The sequence below is a fragment of the Micromonospora sp. LOL_023 genome (assembly GCF_048060115.1).
Taxonomy (GTDB): domain Bacteria; phylum Actinomycetota; class Actinomycetes; order Mycobacteriales; family Micromonosporaceae; genus Micromonospora_E.
In genome coordinates, this window is sequence record NZ_JBHMIM010000026.1 from 32,160 (window position 1) to 47,972 (window position 15,813).

Sequence of the window (15,813 nt, forward strand, 5' to 3'; positions counted from 1 at the left end):
AAGTGGTCACCAGCCGCCGTCGGGCCAGACACCGTGCCGCGCCTGCCAGCCCAGCTCGCGCCGGGCCCGGTCGCTACTCACCCGCTGCGACGGCAGATCGGGAGCAGCGATCGGGTCGCTGGCGGGCCGAGCCGCCCCCACCAGGTGGGCCAACACGTCCAGGTATTCTGCCTGCCGCACCGGTTCCGCGGTCACGTTGCAGACAAGACCCGCTGGACCGACCCGCACCGCGGCCACGACTGCCGCCGCGTAGTCGCGTACGTGCACCATCGACATGAACGACTGCCCGCTGCCCGCCACCGACAACCTTCCGGCACGCAGAGCCGTCTGCTGGGCGTCCTGCCCGGTGCCCGGTCCGACGAACCGCCCGCCACGCAGCACGGTCCACCTCACCTCGCTCGGGTCGAGCCGAGTCACGATCGACTCCATCTCGGTCACCGGCTGCACCAGCCCCACCCGAGCGGGATCGGAGTCGAACGGCGCCGACTCGTCCAGCCAACGGTCGCCACCGTCGGCGTACGCCATGGTGATGCTCATCTGCACCAGTTGTGGTACCCCGGCGGCGCGTACCGCCTCCACCAGGACTCTCGTCCCGTACCGCCGTAGCCGCGAGTTGAGCTCCCACCCACCCGGCGCCCTCGGATCCGCAGGGATCGCCGATGCCAGATTCACCACCACGTGCTCCCCCGCGAGCCGACCACGGAGCAGCTCTGCGGTCTCCGGGCCGACCAGGCTGGCCGGCACCGTCTCGACCCCGGTCGGCAAGTGGCGGAGTCGAGCACCCGGCGCCATCACGGTGACCCGGCAGGCGTTCTCGAGCAGCATCGGGACCAGCTGCTGCCCGAGAACGCCTGATCCACCGACCACGAAGACGTTCACGGCACCGCCCTGAGCGCAACGGGCCGACGCAGCCGGTCCGCCACTTCGGTCGCGTACGCGGCGAAGCTGCGCGCGGGTCGGCCGGTCCAGCTGTGGACCGTGTCGGTCACCAGATCCGCCTCACCTCGCCGATAACTCTCATAGAGCTCCAGCCGCGCCGAGATCGCCCAGTCCGCGATGCCCGCCCGCCGCATCAACCCGGCGGCCTCAGCCGGGCTGAGATCCCAGTGCCGGATGGTGCGACCGGCAGCCGTGGACAACGTCCGCGCCACGTCGGCGTAGCTCAACGCCTGCGGCCCGGTCAGGTCGTGACTGCCGTCGGTGAGATCCTCGGCGGTCAACAGGACGGCGGCGACCTCGGCGATGTCCCGTACGTCGATCATGCTGACCCGAGCCCGCCCGGTCGGAAGCGCAACGGCGTCCAGACCGTCGATGGTGGGCAGCCACTGACTGGCGTTTTGCATGAAAGCGTTCGGACGCAGCACCGCGTACCTGAGTCCACTGCGGCGTAGACACTCGTCGGAGTTACCGTGCTGGCGATGCACCGACGCCGCCGCGTCCGGTGCGGCACCGAGCGCGGAGAGCTTGACCACCGCCTCCACCCCCGCCCGGACGGCCTCGGCGATCATCGCGACCTGTACGACATCCTGTCGCGGTCCGAATGGGGTGAGCAGGAACAGCCGCCGGGCACCGGTGAGAGCCCGCCGCACCTGCCCGGACTCGGTGATGTCGACCTCGACGACCTCGCCGTGTCGGTCGACCTGTGCAGCGCTGCGGGCACCGGGACGGACCAGCAGCCGGAGGGCTACGCCTCGGGCGGACAACTCGGCGACCAGCGCCCGACCGACGGTGCCGGTGCTTCCGCTGATGACGATCATCAGCGCACTCCGGCTGCCGCGCTGAGCGACTTCGACGCGGCCTGGGCCAGTTGTTCCGGCAGGCGGTCGGCGACGGCGGTGTCGGCGAGCAGTTCACCCAGCACTGGAGCGAGTTTGAACAGATTGTGCCCGGTCAGGGCGGTGACACCAGGCGTATGCCAGGCACCGAAGGCATCACTGCCGGCCGGCAGCTTGGTCATCACGCAAACCCGTACTCCGACCGGGTCCGGGTCGAGCCCCGGCAACGCCTGGGCCACGTAGGCAGAGACCCGCTGTACGTGCTCGGCCATGCTTGCGCCGGGTGGAAGAGCACCAGCCGGGGTCAACGGCACGTCCACCGCGTCGCCGATGAGCCCGAGGACGTATCGACCGGTGCTGCCGATGGGTGACCCGTACACAGTCTCGCCGAACTGCCCGGACCGGTCCACCCAGCAGGGCAACGGCGAGCCGGCAAAGGCGTCACGCACCCGGTAGTGCGGGCGGGCATGCAACGCGCTGCTCAACGGCACGTCGAGCCCGACGCCCGCGGCGAGCCGCGGAGTGGCGGTTCCTGCCACGATGATCACGTGGCGGGCCTGGTGGATGGCATCGGCGGTGTGGAACTCGACGGCGCGACCGCCGGCGGGGACGGTCACCGCGTGCACGTCGGCCTGCACGATCCGGTCCTTCACCCAGTCGGTCAGACTGTCGATGACCCGACGTGCCCGGATCGCGCCGGCACCGGGGTCCACCAACAACGGTCCGTCGACCTCGGCCAACGGACCGAAGTACTCCCGGTGCCGGTCCGCCGGGACGAAGGAGTGCGGCACTCCGTTGGTGACCAACCCGACCACGTCACTGTCGGCCATTCCGGCGTACACCGCGCCCTCCGGGCCGATCATCCGCCGGCCGGAGCGTCGTTCCCACCGCCGGAACCCATCGCGGGCCTCGACAGCGAGGCGCACGACACGTTCGTTGTCATGCCGGTGACGAAACGTTCGAGTCAGTCCGCCGGACTGCCCCTGGCCGGGCGGTCTGCCATCGAAACAGACCACATCGGCACCCCGGCGGGCCAGCGCGTCGGTGGTCGCCAGGCCAAGCACTCCGGCGCCGATCACGGCCACATCGATCGGACGTCCAAGATTCATCATCGGTAGGTCCCTCCCTCCTCGGCCCCGTTGGTCACTTCTCCAGGCAGAACTCGGAGATGGGATGGCCAACATGGCGGTCGGCGACCGGGAGGTAGCCGAGCAGCCGATCGCCGGGGCGCAGCTCGGTGCTGTTGAGCACCGCGCCACCCGGTCCGAGCACCCGAACGTGCCAGTCGTCCTGCAGGATCAGATTCACCTCGGTGCCGTCGGCGGCCACCGCGTCGATCGAGATCAGCGGGCGGCTCTCGATCTTGACCCGGCCGACAGTCACCGCACGCGCCCGACCCTTGACATCGACCGCCAACACCTTGCTTCCGGCCATCAGTTCGCTCAGGTAGTTGGTTCGCCCGCCCACCGAAAGCGTGTAGGAGTGGATCGCTCCCGCGTTGACCCGGAACGGACGCGTCGGCATATATGGCAACGGGTGGGTCTCGCTGACGCAGAGCACCATGCCCTTGGAGTGGGAGCCGACCAGGATCCCCTCGTCCTTGCCGAAGTACGTGCAGGTGTCCACGCAGGCCCGCTCGCCCATGCCGACGTGCGCGGTTCGCACCACCTCGAGCTCGACCAGGTCCAGGTGCGCAAGCTGGTCGGTGGCCGCACGGACCAGCGCCGTGGTCTGGCCGACCTCCGCGGGTGCCAGCATCACGCCGTCGGAGCCGTGCTCCAGCACGCCGAAGACGATCTCTGCCTCCTCGACATCGGCAACAGTGGTGATCATGCTGCCGCTGGCGCCCGCACTCGCCGCGATCACGATCTCCAGCGGGATCTTCGTCGGGTCTTTGAAGTGCAGCAGACACCACCGGTCGGATCGGGCGGCCACGCAGGCGAGGTCGAGTGTCGCGGCGTCGACGATCTCGACGTACCGACCGAACTCGGTGTCGGGGTGGCGGCCGGCGAGTTCGGCGGGGTGGCCGTGAGTGTCCGGGTCGACGATCACCACGTCCACTCCGGTCAGGTCGGCAGGTAGGTCACCGGCGGGGTAGAGCACCTTGCGAATCGTCGGCGGCAGGTCGATCAGGGCGGCGATGTCGTCCGCCAACACCGCGTCGACCCGCTGGTGGATGGCTTCCTCCAGCACAGCAGCTCGGATGCCCGACAGGCCGCGTACATCGATCCAGCAGAGCTTGCTCACGATTTCCTCCTTCAGGTGCCGGCGTCGGACACCGGCGACCAGACACGGGCTTCTGACGCGGTCGGACCAGTTCGCCGCGCCAAGATGGCTTGAGATGGTGGTGTGGATACGTGATGCGCCGAAGGCGGGGCGGGGGCCTAGACCGGCTCCAGAGCCGCGGCTGGCACCGCCACCCGACCCGGGTGCACCAGCGCGGCGACCCGGCCGGCCCGGCCGGCCGGGTCGGGGGCCTGGAAGATGTTGCGGCCCATGGCGAGTCCGGCCACCCCGGAAAGCATGATCGACTCGACGTAGTCGGCCAGCGCCGGCCAACCGTCCCGGGCGGGCCCTCCGGCGACCAACACCGGGATGGGACAGCCAACCACCACATCGGCCATCGCCTGCGTGCCACCGGCGAACGGGACCTTCACCAGATCGGCACCGAGATCGGCTGCGAGAGTGGCTGCGTGGGCTACCAGCTCCGGCGCGTTGGGGTTCTCGATCCGCGGCCCACGCGGATACATCATCGCGAGCACCGGGATACCCCATCGATCGGCTTCCTCCGCGACGGCCGCCAGATCGGCTAGCTGCCGGGCCTCCTCGCGCGACCCGAGGTTGACGTGGACACTCACGGCGTCTGCTCCCCGACGGACAGCAGCCGATACGGTGGCGACCAGATACTTGGCGTCCGGGTCGGCCGCGTGGCGGGTGCTGGCGCTCAAGTGGACGATCAACGCCATCGTGCCGAACGCCGCCGGGTCCACCGCACGTACGCTGCCCTGATGCAGGACCACCGCGTCCACCCCGCTCCCGGCCAACTCGGCGATGAGCGGGCCGAGCAGGTTTGCCGGCATCAGCGGACCGTCACTGACCGAATGGTCCAGCGGGACCACGAGCAGCCGGCTGTCTCCGTGTCGGGCGAGCCGTCGAAGGCGCAGTTCGGTGCCGAATGATCGAACGACAGTCATGATCCATAACCTTTCCGCAGGGCGCGGACGCGACGTTGCGTCACGCGGAGGTCAGTGACGCGGCCGGGACCTCTGGACGGTCCAGGTTGAATCGCCGGTGTAGTGCCGCGGCGGCGTCGACGAGACGATCCGCCGGTACGACGGCGGTGATCCGCAACTGGGTGGTGGCGATCAGGCTGACCGGTACGTCCTGCTCCGCGAGCACATCCAGCATCGCGGCGACGTTCTCCGGGCGGCTGAGCATTCCGGCGCCGACCAGCGATACCTTGCCGACGGAGGGGTCGAACGTGAATCGGGGGCCGGATCCGAGCGCCGAACTACCGAGCGCATCGGTCGCGAACGGTATGTCGGACCGCCGGATGGTGAAGCGCATCGGCAGTCCAGGGGCGGCCGATTCCGGCAGGGTGACCATGTCCACCGGTACTGCGGCCGAGGCGAGCGTCCCCAGCACACTTCGAGCGAGGTCGGAGCCAGTCCGGCCCGGTTCGATTCGCACGAGTGCGGCATCGGAGTCGTGGGTCACTGCCGTTACGAATCCGTCATTTTCTACCATTTCAGGATCGCTCCGTCCAAGAATCGTGGTGCCTGGTTGCCGGACCATCGAACTGCGCACCACCAGGTCCATGCCGTGGGCCGCAGCCAACTCCACGGCCCGGCAGTGCAGTACGCGGGCACCCGCGAAGGCCATCTCCGCCATCACTCCCACGCCGACCGTGCTCAGCACCCGCGCCTGCGGGACGACCCGCGGGTCAGCGGTGAAGACGCCCTCGACGTCGGTGTACATCTCGCAGTCGGCTGCCCCGAGCATGGCGGCCAGGGCGACGGCGGTGGTGTCCGAGCCGCCGCGGCCGAGGGTGACCACATCGCCGTTGTCGGCCATACCCTGGAAACCGGCGACCACGACCACCTCACCGGCGATGAGGTGGCGCCGAATTCGCCGGTCGTCGACAGCCGCGATCATCGCCGCGCCATGCCGGCCCACCGCCGAGATTCCACCCTGCGCGGCGGTGAGTGAGACCGCGGGCATCCCTCGGTCCTGCAACGCGAGGGCGAGCAGAGCAGCTGCGGCGTTCTCCCCGGTGACCAGCAACTGATCCAGTTCCCGGCCCGACCGGAACAAGGCCACATCGGCCGCGTCAGCGATCAACTGGTCCGTCGCCGCGCCTCTGGCGGACACCACGACCACGGTGGCGAAACCGCTGCGGCGACGCTCGGCGACGCGGCCAGCGACCGCTCTCATCTGCGCGCTGCTGGCCAAAGATGTTCCACCGTACTTTTGCACTGCAATTTTCATGACATCGCCAATCACCGGCGCCGTTGACTGCAACCAATGGTCAACCGACCACCGAGGTGACACATCACGCGAACACCTGATTCCCAGAAACGCCATCGGCAGAATTACCGCACCACCCGCATTCGCGGATCCCGCGTATACGCGATGGACACCACGGAACACCGGACGACAGAATCGCCATATCGATTCACCGACAGAAGCAGGTATGCCAACCGGAGGGACCGAGCATGAGCAACGTGGTAGGACCCAACTTCTTGACACTACAGGTGCGCGACCTTGAGCGATCCCGCGCCTTCTACCGCGACGTCGTCGGGTTCGTACCCGCCGACTCCAAGGCACCGAACGCCGCCGTCTTCGCGGCCGAGCCGATCAATCTCGCGCTACGGCAGACCTCGATCGACCTGGACTCCGTCGCCGAACTCGGCTGGGGTGTGGTCATCTGGATCAAGGCCAAGGACCCGGATGGCCTGGCCGAGCAACTGCAGAAGCATGACGTGACGCTGACCAAGCCGCCATGCGACGGATTCTGCGGACGGGAGTTCCAGTTCAAGGATCCGGACGGCTACGAACTGACGGTCTACGAGGGGTGAACACCGACAACATCGACTCGGAGGTGGGCGATGAAATCCAACGATTTACTACCTCGGATCGTGGCCAGTCCATCCGCCCGGGTGCCGATCCCGGCACGGATCCGGCTCGCCCTTGACCGGGATCTCGGGGTGGGCAACTTCCTCGAACTGGTGCGCAGGTACACCCGCCACACCGACCGTCCTTTCCTCTACGCCCAACGCCCGGACGCAGGGCGAGCGGCAGGGGGTGGGCCGATCGAATCGTTCAGCCTGGACGGGTTGGCGCAGACACGTGATGCCTACGCGTCGTGGTACCACTCCGCCGGGGTGCGCAAGGGCGACCCAGTCGCCGTGTACCTGGACAACGGCATAGATCCCTTCCTGCACTTCCTGGCGTTGAGCTCGCTCGGCGCCGTGGCGGCCCTGGTCAACGGACGCATGCCGACGGCGGTCGCCGCCGAGTACACCGCCCGAATCGGAGTAGTCGGGGTGGTGGCCACCGCCGAACGGCTGGCGGCCCTGCGCCACCACGGCCCGCCACCGGCCTGGACCGCCGAGCACACCGAACTACCCACCGTACGGGGATCGGGCGGTCTGCCGCCGGTCTACCCGTACCCGCACGCCGACGATGACCCGGTCATGCTGTGCCACACCTCCGGGACGACCGGGCCGCCGAAGGCAGCCACCTTCGGGCACCGGCAGTTTTTCCTCGGCAAGCGCCAACGGTTGTGGAACTTCCCGCCGGCCAGCCGCAATCGGCTACTCTCGGCCCTGCCTCAGTCACACTCGGCCGGAATCAGCTATCTGATGACCGCGACCCTGCTCGGGCTGCCGACACTGGTGATGGCGGACTCCAGCGGACCCGCCGTGCATCAGGCGATGGCCGCGTTCCAACCAACGATGGTGGTCGCCTTCCCCGAGACGTATGCCGAGCTTGCCGAGATGTCTGTCGATCAGTCGGCGGCGGCGAGCATCCATACCTGGATCAACACCGGCGACTCGGCACACGAGGCACACATCCGGGCGTTGATCCGGCACGGCCACCGGCCCGGTCGGCGGGGTGGCCGCCCTGGCTCCCGCTTCATCGACGGCCTCGGCTCGTCGGAGATGGGTATGGCGCTGTTCCGCAAGGTCAGCGAACCGGAAAGTTCCGACTACAGCCGATGCGTCGGCACGCCGATCAGCGTGGTGCGCGAGGCTGCCGTGCTGGACGACGCGGGCCGGCGGCTCGGACCGCACCAGCCCGGACGGCTCGGCGTGCGTACGCCGACCCGGACGGCCGGCTACTGGAACGACTCAGGCACCACCAACAGGTCGTCGATCTCCGGCTACTGGTTGACCGGCGACATCGTCTACCAGGACGAGCGCGGTCGGTTCTATCACGTTGACCGGGTTCCCGACGTCATTCACAGCAGTGGCGGACCGATCTACAGCCTGCCCATGGAGGAAGCCATCCTGGTCGGCTGCCCACAGGTGGCCGACTGCGCGGTGGTCGCGGTCGCGGCGCCCACCCCGAAGGCCGGGGACGTGCCATTCGCCGCGATCAAGCTGATGCCCGGCGCGGCTGAGCCAGACGACCTCCTGAGCACCCTGAACGCGGCACTGGCAGCCCGGGACCTTCCGGCCCTGCGGGCGGCGGCGGTAGCCCACGATGCCGCGGACTTCCCTACCGGTCCCACCGGCAAGGTCCTCAAGCGCCAACTACGCCAACGACTCCACGACGTACTGCGGCAACCCGTCCCATGACGGTGTCGGCTGAGAAATGGGCTCCACGTTCCGACCGAGCCGCACACCCCCGATTCAGCGAGGAAGGTTCCGATGACATCGCAAGCTGACGCCGTCACCTGGCCGATGTACGGCCATGACGACATGCCGGGTAGTGACGCCATCACGTTGCACCACGGCACGAACGCTCCCGCGCCGGTTCGCATGTACGAGATGCTCTACAGCTCGCTGGTCAGCCAACTGCTCGTCGCGGTCGCCGACATCGGGGTCGCCGATGCTTTCGGCAGCCACGAGGAGATCTGCCATGTCGACGAGTTGGCGCGCCGGACCGGGAGCGACGCGGCTGCCCTCTACCGCGCGCTGCGGGCGCTGGCGAGCGTCGGCGTCTTCACCGAGGTCGCGCCACGTACGTTCCGGCTCACCCCGCTGGCTGCGACGCTACGGAGCGACGAGCACGGATCGATGCGGGATCTCGCCCGCTACGTCGGTCTGCCGGAGCGGCAGCGAGCCTTCGGCGCGTTGGCGCACAGCATCCGCACCGGGCAGCCGTCGTTCGACCAGGTCCACGGAACGAACTGGTGGACGTACTTTGGTGCTCGGCCGGAGTTGTCTGCGTTGTTCAACCGGGCAATGGGCACGATGGCCCGGATGGTCAACTCGGCCACCCTGGAATCACATGATCTTTCCGACGCGCGCAGGCTGGTCGACGTAGGCGGAGGTAAAGGACTCCTCGTCTCGACGCTGCTGCGCCAGTATCCCGAGCTGACCGCGGTCGTTTTCGACCTGCCGGCGGTAGTGACCGAGGCGGCGGAGGTGATCGCCGCCGAGGGCCTGCAGGACCGTGCTGAGTGCATCGGCGGCGATTTCTTCGTCTCGGTGCCGGCCGGCGGCGACGTCTACGTCCTGTCCTGGACGATTCACGACTGGGACGACAAGGATGCCATCGCCATCCTGCGCAACATCCGCGCGGCGATGCGGGACGACGGGCAGCTCATCATCATCGACGAGGTGCTTCCCGAAGGCGACGCCCCGCACTTCGGCAAGTTCGAGGACATCGTGATGCTCTCGCTGCTGAACGGACACGTCCGCACCGAACCAGAGTTCGTGCGCCTGTTCGAGGCCGCAGGTCTGCGCCACAAGGAGACCCGCGGTACGCCGGCACCTACCAGCGTCATCGTCGCCGTACCGGCATGACTCCTCAGCTGCCCGGCGTGCCTCCTACCGCGGTACGCCGGGCAGCGGCCGATTGACAACGACAGGAGACGGGAGCTCCGCATGCCCCAGGTCAGTCTTTTCACCTCCGAGTCTGTCACGGAGGGCCACCCGGACAAGATCGCTGACCAGATCAGTGACGGGATCCTCGATGCGTTGCTGGCGCAGGACCCGCGGTCGCGGGTCGCGGTCGAGACGCTGATCACCACCGGCCAGGTTCATGTGGCGGGTGAGGTCACCACTCAGGCGTACGCCGACATCCCGGCGATCGTGCGGGAGACGATCCTGGGGATCGGGTACGACTCGTCGAAGAAGGGGTTCGACGGGGCGTCGTGTGGTGTGAGTGTGTCGATCGGTGCCCAGTCGCCGGACATCGCGCAGGGGGTCGATACGGCGATCGAGTTGCGGGTCGGTGAGTCGGCTGATGACGCGCTGGACGCGCAGGGTGCTGGTGACCAGGGCATGATGTTCGGGTTCGCCTGTTCGGAGACGCCGGAGTTGATGCCGTTGCCGATCGCGTTGGCGCATCGGCTGGCCCGGCGGTTGTCGGCGTCGCGCAAGGACGGGACGATCCCGTATCTGCGTCCGGATGGTAAGACGCAGGTGACGATCGAGTATGACGGGTTGCGGCCGGTGCGGTTGGACACGGTGGTGGTGTCGAGTCAGCATGCGGCGGACATCTCGTTGGAGTCGTTGTTGACGCCGGATGTGCGGGAGCATGTGATCGGTCCGGAGTTGGAGGGTCTTGGTCTGGAGACGGCGGGTTACCGGTTGTTGGTGAATCCGACGGGTCGGTTCGAGATCGGTGGGCCGATGGGGGATGCGGGTCTGACGGGTCGGAAGATCATCGTGGATACGTATGGTGGGTATGCGCGGCATGGTGGTGGCGCGTTCTCGGGTAAGGATCCGTCGAAGGTGGATCGGTCGGCGGCGTACGCGATGCGGTGGGTGGCGAAGAACGTGGTGGCCGCCGGGTTGGCGGAGCGGTGTGAGACGCAGGTGGCGTATGCGATCGGTAAGGCGCATCCGGTGAGTTTGTTCGTGGAGACGTTCGGTACGGAGAACGTGCCGGTGGAGCGGATCGAGCGGGCGATCGGTGAGGTGTTCGATCTGCGGCCGGCGGCGATCATTCGGGATCTGGATCTGTTGCGGCCGATCTACCGGCCGACTGCGGCGTATGGTCACTTCGGTCGGGAGTTGCCGGAGTTCAGGTGGGAGAGCACCGAGCGGGCGGCTGACCTGAAGTCCGCCGCCGGCGCCTGACCGGGCGGCATCCGAATCTCTGGCTGCGGGCCGGCTGACGATCGGACCTGTCCGACCTCGGGCGGCTAGTCCGGTTGGGCCGCCGGGCTCGCCGGCTCGTCGCCGGTGAACAGTGCCAGCAGCGCACCGACGCGCTGGTCCGCCTCCGCCGGATGCCGGAACCGGCCGGCCGGGTTGACCGTGTAGTGGTTGCGGCGACCGACCCGGGCCCGCTGCAGGTATCCGCCGGCCTCGAGGTCAGCGACGATCGATTGAGCGGCCCGCTCGGTGACCCCGACGCTGTCGGCGACATCGCGCAACCGCATCGTCGGGTCGCGGGCGATGGCGAGCAGCACGTGCGCGTGGTTGGTCAGGAAGGTCCAGCTCCGGGCAGCTCCGGCCGCCGCTCCTGGCTCTGACATCCCCACCCGCCCTCCTCGACCGTCGTCCCGATCGGCACTGTACCGCACACAAGTAGCAAGAAACACGAAAACTGAATCGCGTGTCTGTTGACGCGTTTTGTTCTTCGTGCAACCGTGGAGAGGACCGCGGCGGCAACCCCGCACGCCGCCAGTCCGTTCCAGGAATAGTGGCCACGGTGGACGATCTGTCGTTTCACGTTCCCCTCTGGGTCTGGCTCGCGCTGAGTCTGGTGCTCGCCGCGATGCTCGCGGTGGATCTGTTCCTGCACCGCGACAACCATGTGGTCGGCTTCCGCGAGGCAGCCGTCTGGTCCGGCGTCTGGATCGCCGCCGGGCTGGCCTTCGGCGGGTTGCTCTGGCTCTGGCAGGGCGATCAGGTGGCCGGGGCCTACTACGCCGGCTACCTGATCGAGAAGGCGTTGTCGGTCGACAACGTCTTCGTGTTCGCCATGGTCTTCAGCTACTTCGCGGTGCCCGCCGCCTACCAGCACAAGGTGCTGTTCTGGGGCGTCGTCGGGGCGCTGGTGTTCCGGCTCGTCTTCATCTTCGCCGGTGCCCAACTGCTGGAGACCTTCTTCTGGACCGCGTACGTCTTCGGTGCGTTCCTCGTCTACACCGCGTACAAGATGGCGTTCCAGCACGGCGCAGAGGTGGCGCCGGAGCGCAACGTCGTCGTACGGATCGTCCGGCGGGTGGTCCCGACCGACCCGGCGTACCACGGTGCCCGGTTCTTCACCCGGATCGGCGGCCGTCGGGTCGCCACCCGCACCTCGGCACGGTTGGCCACGGACGCAGCTGGGCAAGACCCCCAGCAGGACGAAACCGGAGGTCACCGCGATGCCAGCAGCACATACGGCGGGATCACCGCCGAGCCACGACGGCCCGGCCACGACCGCGACCCAGCCGAACCGCCCGCCAGTCGGGCCGGACGAGGGGCCGGATAGCCCCACCGATCTCGCCGGTTCCTCCTGGTGGGCGGCCGTCCGTCGGACCGTGGGTGAGTTCACCGCCGACGCGATCCCCGACCTGGCCGCCGGGCTGACGTACTACGGGGTGCTGTCGATCTTCCCGGGCCTGCTGGTCTTGGTGTCGGTCGTCGGTCTGCTCGGCGACGGCGCCACCGACGACGTCCAAGCCGTGATCGGGGACATCGCCCCCGGTGAGATCGGCGGATTCCTCGACCAGGCGATCGATCAGGTCCGCGACAGCGGCGGTACGGCCGGACTGGTCGCCATCCTCGGTCTGCTCGCCGCGTTCTGGTCGGCGTCGAGCTACATCGGGGCGTTCATGCGGGCCGCCAACGCGATCTACGACGTGCCGGAGGGCCGGCCGATCTGGAAGACGCTGCCGATCCGGCTGGGTGTCACCGCGGTGATCGGGCTGATGCTGATCGCCAGCGCCCTCATCGTCGTGTTCACCGGCGAACTCGCCGAACAGGCCGGCGAGCTGATCGGTGCCGGACCCGCTGCGGTCGCCACCTGGGACGTCGCCAAGTGGCCGGTGCTGGTCGTCCTGGTCAGCTTGATGTTCTCGATCCTCTACTGGGCCACGCCGAACGCCAGACACGGCGGCTTCCGCTGGGTGAGCCCGGGCAGCGTGCTGGCGGTGCTGCTCTGGTTGGCGGTCTCCGCCGCGTTCGCCTTCTACGTCGCCAACTTCGCCTCCTACAACGAGACCTACGGCGCCATCGCCGGAGTCATCGTCTTCCTGGTCTGGCTGTGGCTGACCAACATCGCGATTCTGCTCGGCGGGGAGTTGGACGCCGAGTTGGAGCGCGGCCGGGCCATCGCCGCCGGCCACCCCGCCGATGGGGAGCCATACCTGGAGTTGCGGGACTCCAGCAAGGTGCCGGAGCACCGGCGGCCGGCGGAAGCCTGACAGTTCGCCCGGCGCCCACCGGGCCGCCCGGGGCCTATGCCAGGCGGCCGGGCGGGCCTGGTTCGGCGTCAGCCGGCTGACTGGTCGTCGGCTGCCGGCGCGTCGTCGCGGGGCGTCGATCGCACGTACTCCTCGACGCTGGCCTTGGTCACGCCGAGGTCGGCCAGCGGGCCGGCGTCCGCGGCGAACTCCAGCAAGGCCAGCAGGATGTGGGCGGTCCCGACGACCCGGTCGTCGAGCCGCAGCGCCTCGCGGAAGGTCAGCTCCAGCACCTTGCGGACGTGTGCGTCGAACGGAATCAGCTCCGGAACGTGCTCGACGGCCGGCGGCAGTGCCGTCTCCGCCTGTCGGCGTACCCGGTCGAGGTCGGGCACCTGGGCGGCGAGGGCCTGGGCGGCGGGGGTCTGCGGCTGGGCGAGCAGAGCGAGCACCAGATGGGGGGTACAGATCTCGTCGTTTCCGGCCGACCGGGCCTCGTTTTGGGCGGCGACGACGACGTTGCGGGCCTCCGGGGTGAACCGGTTGAAGCCCTGCTGCGGGTCGAGGTCGTTGGGCTCGCCGGGCGCCTTCGGCACGAACCGCTTCTGGGCGGCCTGCTTGCTGACGCCGATGCTGCGGCCGATCTCCGTCCACGAGGCACCGGATCGGCGGGCCTGATCCACGAAGTGGCCGATCAGGTGGTCGGCGAGCTCGCCGAGGTGATCGCCGATGACGACGGCGTTGCTGAGTTGGGCGAGGCGGTCGCTGTTGGCCTTCTTGATGCCGGCGATCAGGTCGTCGAGCCGGACGGGGCTGGCGAACTGGACAGAATCACTCATGCGTCAACCATAGGTTGACGCAGGCAAAACGTCAACCTGAAGTTGACGATCGGATCAGAGTCGGATCTGGTTGGCCACGTGCTCGTCCAACATCGAGCCGAGCCGAGCACCGCCAGCAGGGCCCGGTCGTTGATGGCGTACACCGAGAAGTAGCTGTACCAGCCGCATCGAACGCTCACTCGTGGACCAGGGTCGAAGCTATCGCCGCAGAGGCGGGATGCTGGCGGAGTCGAATAGGTACCGTACAGACATGGCGAAGACAGCGGATGGCAGCACCGACGGTAGCTACGTCAACCCAGGCGGCGAGTTCACCCGCGACCAGCGCTACATCGCGACGCGAATCACCGCCGACGGCCGTGACGGATACCCGGTGGAGCCGGAACGCTACCGTCTGGTGGTCAGTCGGGCCTGCCCGTGGGCGAACCGGGCCATCATCGTCCGGCGGCTGCTCGGCCTGGAGAAGGCGCTGTCGATGGGCATCGCCGGGCCGACCCACGACAAGCGCAGCTGGACCTTCGACCTGGACCCCGACGACCGGGACCCGGTGCTCGGCATCGAGCGGCTGCAGGAAGCCTTCTTCGCCCGAATGCCCGGCTACGAGCGTGGAATCACCGTGCCGGCCATCGTCGACGTGCCGACCGGCCAGGTGGTGACCAACGACTACGCACAGCTCACCCTGGACCTGTCGACCGAATGGACCGCGTACCACCGGCCGGGCGCACCCGAGCTCTACCCCGAGGCGCTGCGGGCCGAGATCGACGAGGTCAACGGTGCCGTCTTCGCCGACGTGAACAACGGGGTCTACCGGTGCGGTTTCGCCGGCAGCCAGGAAGCCTACGAAAAGTCGTACCATCGGCTGTTCGACCGGCTCGACTGGCTCAGCAGCCGGCTGGCGAGCCAGCGCTACCTGGTCGGGGACACCATCACCGAAGCCGACGTACGGCTGTTCACCACGCTGGTCCGCTTCGATCCGGTCTACCATGGGCACTTCAAGTGCAACCGGCAGAAGCTGACCGAGATGCCGGTACTGTGGGCGTACGCCCGGGATCTGTTCCAGACCCCCGGCTTCGGCGACACCATCGACTTCGATCACATCAAGCGGCACTACTACGAGGTCCATCGCGACATCAACCCGACCGGGGTGGTGCCGCTCGGCCCGGAGCTGGCCAACTGGCTGACGCCACACGGGCGGGAGCAGCTCGGCGGTCGCCCGTTCGGTGATGGCACCCCGCCGCCGCCACCGCCGTCCGGCGAAATCGTGCCCGCCGGTCACAACCCGCTGATCTGACCGACCAGGAGCAGCATGATCATCATCGCTGGAACGCTGCGAACCGAGCCCGCCGACCGCGATTCATACCTCGCCGCCTGCCAACCCGTGGTCACGGCCGCCCGGTCCGCGCCGGGCTGCCTCGACTTCAGCCTCAGTGCCGACCTGGTCGAATCCGACCGGATCAACGTGTACGAACGGTGGGAGTCCGAAGCCGAGCTGTTGACGTTCCGCGACCAGGGTCCGGCAGACGGATCCGGCCCGTCGGACGAACAACTTGCCCAGATCCGTGACGCGCAGGTCTGGCGCTTCGAGGTGTCGTCCGTCGGCCCACCGTGACCGCCCGGTGCCGCCGGCCGGGCGTGGTGGTCACCGCGGTCGAGGTGGCCGCCAGCTCGATGAACCGCACCGACCCAT

The 15,813-nt window shown here is 68.4% G+C and carries 15 protein-coding genes and 1 pseudogene; 8 read left to right on the top strand and 8 right to left on the bottom strand.

Annotated elements, in window-relative coordinates:
• Positions 1-6 precede the first annotated feature (6 nt).
• From ACFHVL_RS15880 to ACFHVL_RS15905, 6 genes are all read right to left on the bottom strand, one after another.
• Positions 7-879: an NAD-dependent epimerase/dehydratase family protein gene (locus ACFHVL_RS15880; protein WP_416628663.1), complete on the bottom strand. Its 873-nt coding sequence runs from the start codon at positions 877-879 to the stop codon at positions 7-9.
• The gene (locus ACFHVL_RS15885) at positions 876-1,757 is read right to left on the bottom strand and encodes an NAD(P)H-binding protein (RefSeq protein WP_416628664.1); all 882 of its coding nucleotides are present in this window, start codon (positions 1,755-1,757) and stop codon (positions 876-878) included. Before ACFHVL_RS15885 ends, ACFHVL_RS15880 begins: the two co-directional genes overlap by 4 nt.
• Positions 1,757-2,887: an NAD(P)/FAD-dependent oxidoreductase gene (locus tag ACFHVL_RS15890; protein ID WP_416628665.1), complete on the bottom strand. Its 1,131-nt coding sequence runs from the start codon at positions 2,885-2,887 to the stop codon at positions 1,757-1,759. Before ACFHVL_RS15890 ends, ACFHVL_RS15885 begins: the two co-directional genes overlap by 1 nt.
• Before the next feature lie 31 nt (positions 2,888-2,918).
• The gene (locus tag ACFHVL_RS15895) at positions 2,919-4,022 is read right to left on the bottom strand and encodes a 3-dehydroquinate synthase II family protein (protein WP_416628666.1); all 1,104 of its coding nucleotides are present in this window, start codon (positions 4,020-4,022) and stop codon (positions 2,919-2,921) included.
• 137 nt (positions 4,023-4,159) lie between these two features.
• Positions 4,160-4,969 carry a 2-amino-3,7-dideoxy-D-threo-hept-6-ulosonate synthase gene (locus tag ACFHVL_RS15900; RefSeq protein WP_416628667.1) on the bottom strand — a complete coding sequence of 270 codons (810 nt, stop codon included), beginning with the start codon at positions 4,967-4,969 and terminating at the stop codon, positions 4,160-4,162.
• Positions 4,970-5,009: 40 nt separating this feature from the next.
• Positions 5,010-6,359 (bottom strand): aspartate kinase, encoded by a 1,350-nt coding sequence (locus tag ACFHVL_RS15905; protein ID WP_416628668.1) that lies wholly within the window; start codon positions 6,357-6,359, stop codon positions 5,010-5,012.
• A 131-nt stretch (positions 6,360-6,490) separates the two neighbouring features.
• On the opposite strand from ACFHVL_RS15905, the gene ACFHVL_RS15910 reads away from it, so the two are divergent.
• The 4 genes from ACFHVL_RS15910 (at position 6,491) to metK (ending at position 11,032) form a co-directional block, all read left to right on the top strand.
• Positions 6,491-6,853: a VOC family protein gene (locus ACFHVL_RS15910; RefSeq protein WP_416628669.1), complete on the top strand. Its 363-nt coding sequence runs from the start codon at positions 6,491-6,493 to the stop codon at positions 6,851-6,853.
• Between the two features lie 30 nt (positions 6,854-6,883).
• Positions 6,884-8,578 (top strand): class I adenylate-forming enzyme family protein, encoded by a 1,695-nt coding sequence (locus ACFHVL_RS15915; RefSeq protein WP_416628670.1) that lies wholly within the window; start codon positions 6,884-6,886, stop codon positions 8,576-8,578.
• A 72-nt stretch (positions 8,579-8,650) separates the two neighbouring features.
• A complete protein-coding gene (locus ACFHVL_RS15920) occupies positions 8,651-9,751 on the top strand; it encodes a methyltransferase (RefSeq protein WP_416628671.1) in 1,101 nt (366 codons plus the stop codon).
• An 81-nt stretch (positions 9,752-9,832) separates the two neighbouring features.
• Entirely contained in the window at positions 9,833-11,032 is a 1,200-nt protein-coding gene (metK, locus tag ACFHVL_RS15925; protein ID WP_416628673.1) for a methionine adenosyltransferase, read from the top strand.
• 65 nt (positions 11,033-11,097) lie between these two features.
• On the opposite strand, the gene ACFHVL_RS15930 is transcribed toward metK, so the two are convergent.
• Entirely contained in the window at positions 11,098-11,433 is a 336-nt protein-coding gene (locus tag ACFHVL_RS15930; RefSeq protein ID WP_416628674.1) for a helix-turn-helix transcriptional regulator, read from the bottom strand.
• Between the two features lie 242 nt (positions 11,434-11,675).
• Between ACFHVL_RS15930 and ACFHVL_RS15935 the strand changes: the two are divergent.
• Positions 11,676-12,197, top strand: a pseudogene (locus ACFHVL_RS15935) (TerC family protein); the annotation flags it as partial.
• A 229-nt stretch (positions 12,198-12,426) separates the two neighbouring features.
• A complete protein-coding gene (locus ACFHVL_RS15940) occupies positions 12,427-13,311 on the top strand; it encodes a YihY/virulence factor BrkB family protein (protein ID WP_416628676.1) in 885 nt (294 codons plus the stop codon).
• Between the two features lie 68 nt (positions 13,312-13,379).
• Here ACFHVL_RS15940 and ACFHVL_RS15945 read toward each other — a convergent pair whose 3' ends face one another.
• Positions 13,380-14,129, bottom strand: a complete 750-nt coding sequence (locus tag ACFHVL_RS15945; RefSeq protein WP_416628677.1) for a Clp protease N-terminal domain-containing protein — start codon at positions 14,127-14,129, stop codon at positions 13,380-13,382.
• 250 nt (positions 14,130-14,379) lie between these two features.
• Here ACFHVL_RS15945 and ACFHVL_RS15950 point away from each other — a divergent pair, with 250 nt between their 5' ends.
• Together ACFHVL_RS15950 and ACFHVL_RS15955 are read left to right on the top strand one after the other, a co-directional pair.
• Positions 14,380-15,417 (top strand): glutathione S-transferase family protein, encoded by a 1,038-nt coding sequence (locus ACFHVL_RS15950; protein WP_416628678.1) that lies wholly within the window; start codon positions 14,380-14,382, stop codon positions 15,415-15,417.
• Positions 15,418-15,432: 15 nt separating this feature from the next.
• Complete coding sequence (locus tag ACFHVL_RS15955; protein WP_416628679.1) at positions 15,433-15,735, top strand: putative quinol monooxygenase; 303 nt, start codon at positions 15,433-15,435, stop codon at positions 15,733-15,735.
• Positions 15,736-15,813: the final 78 nt, after the last annotated feature.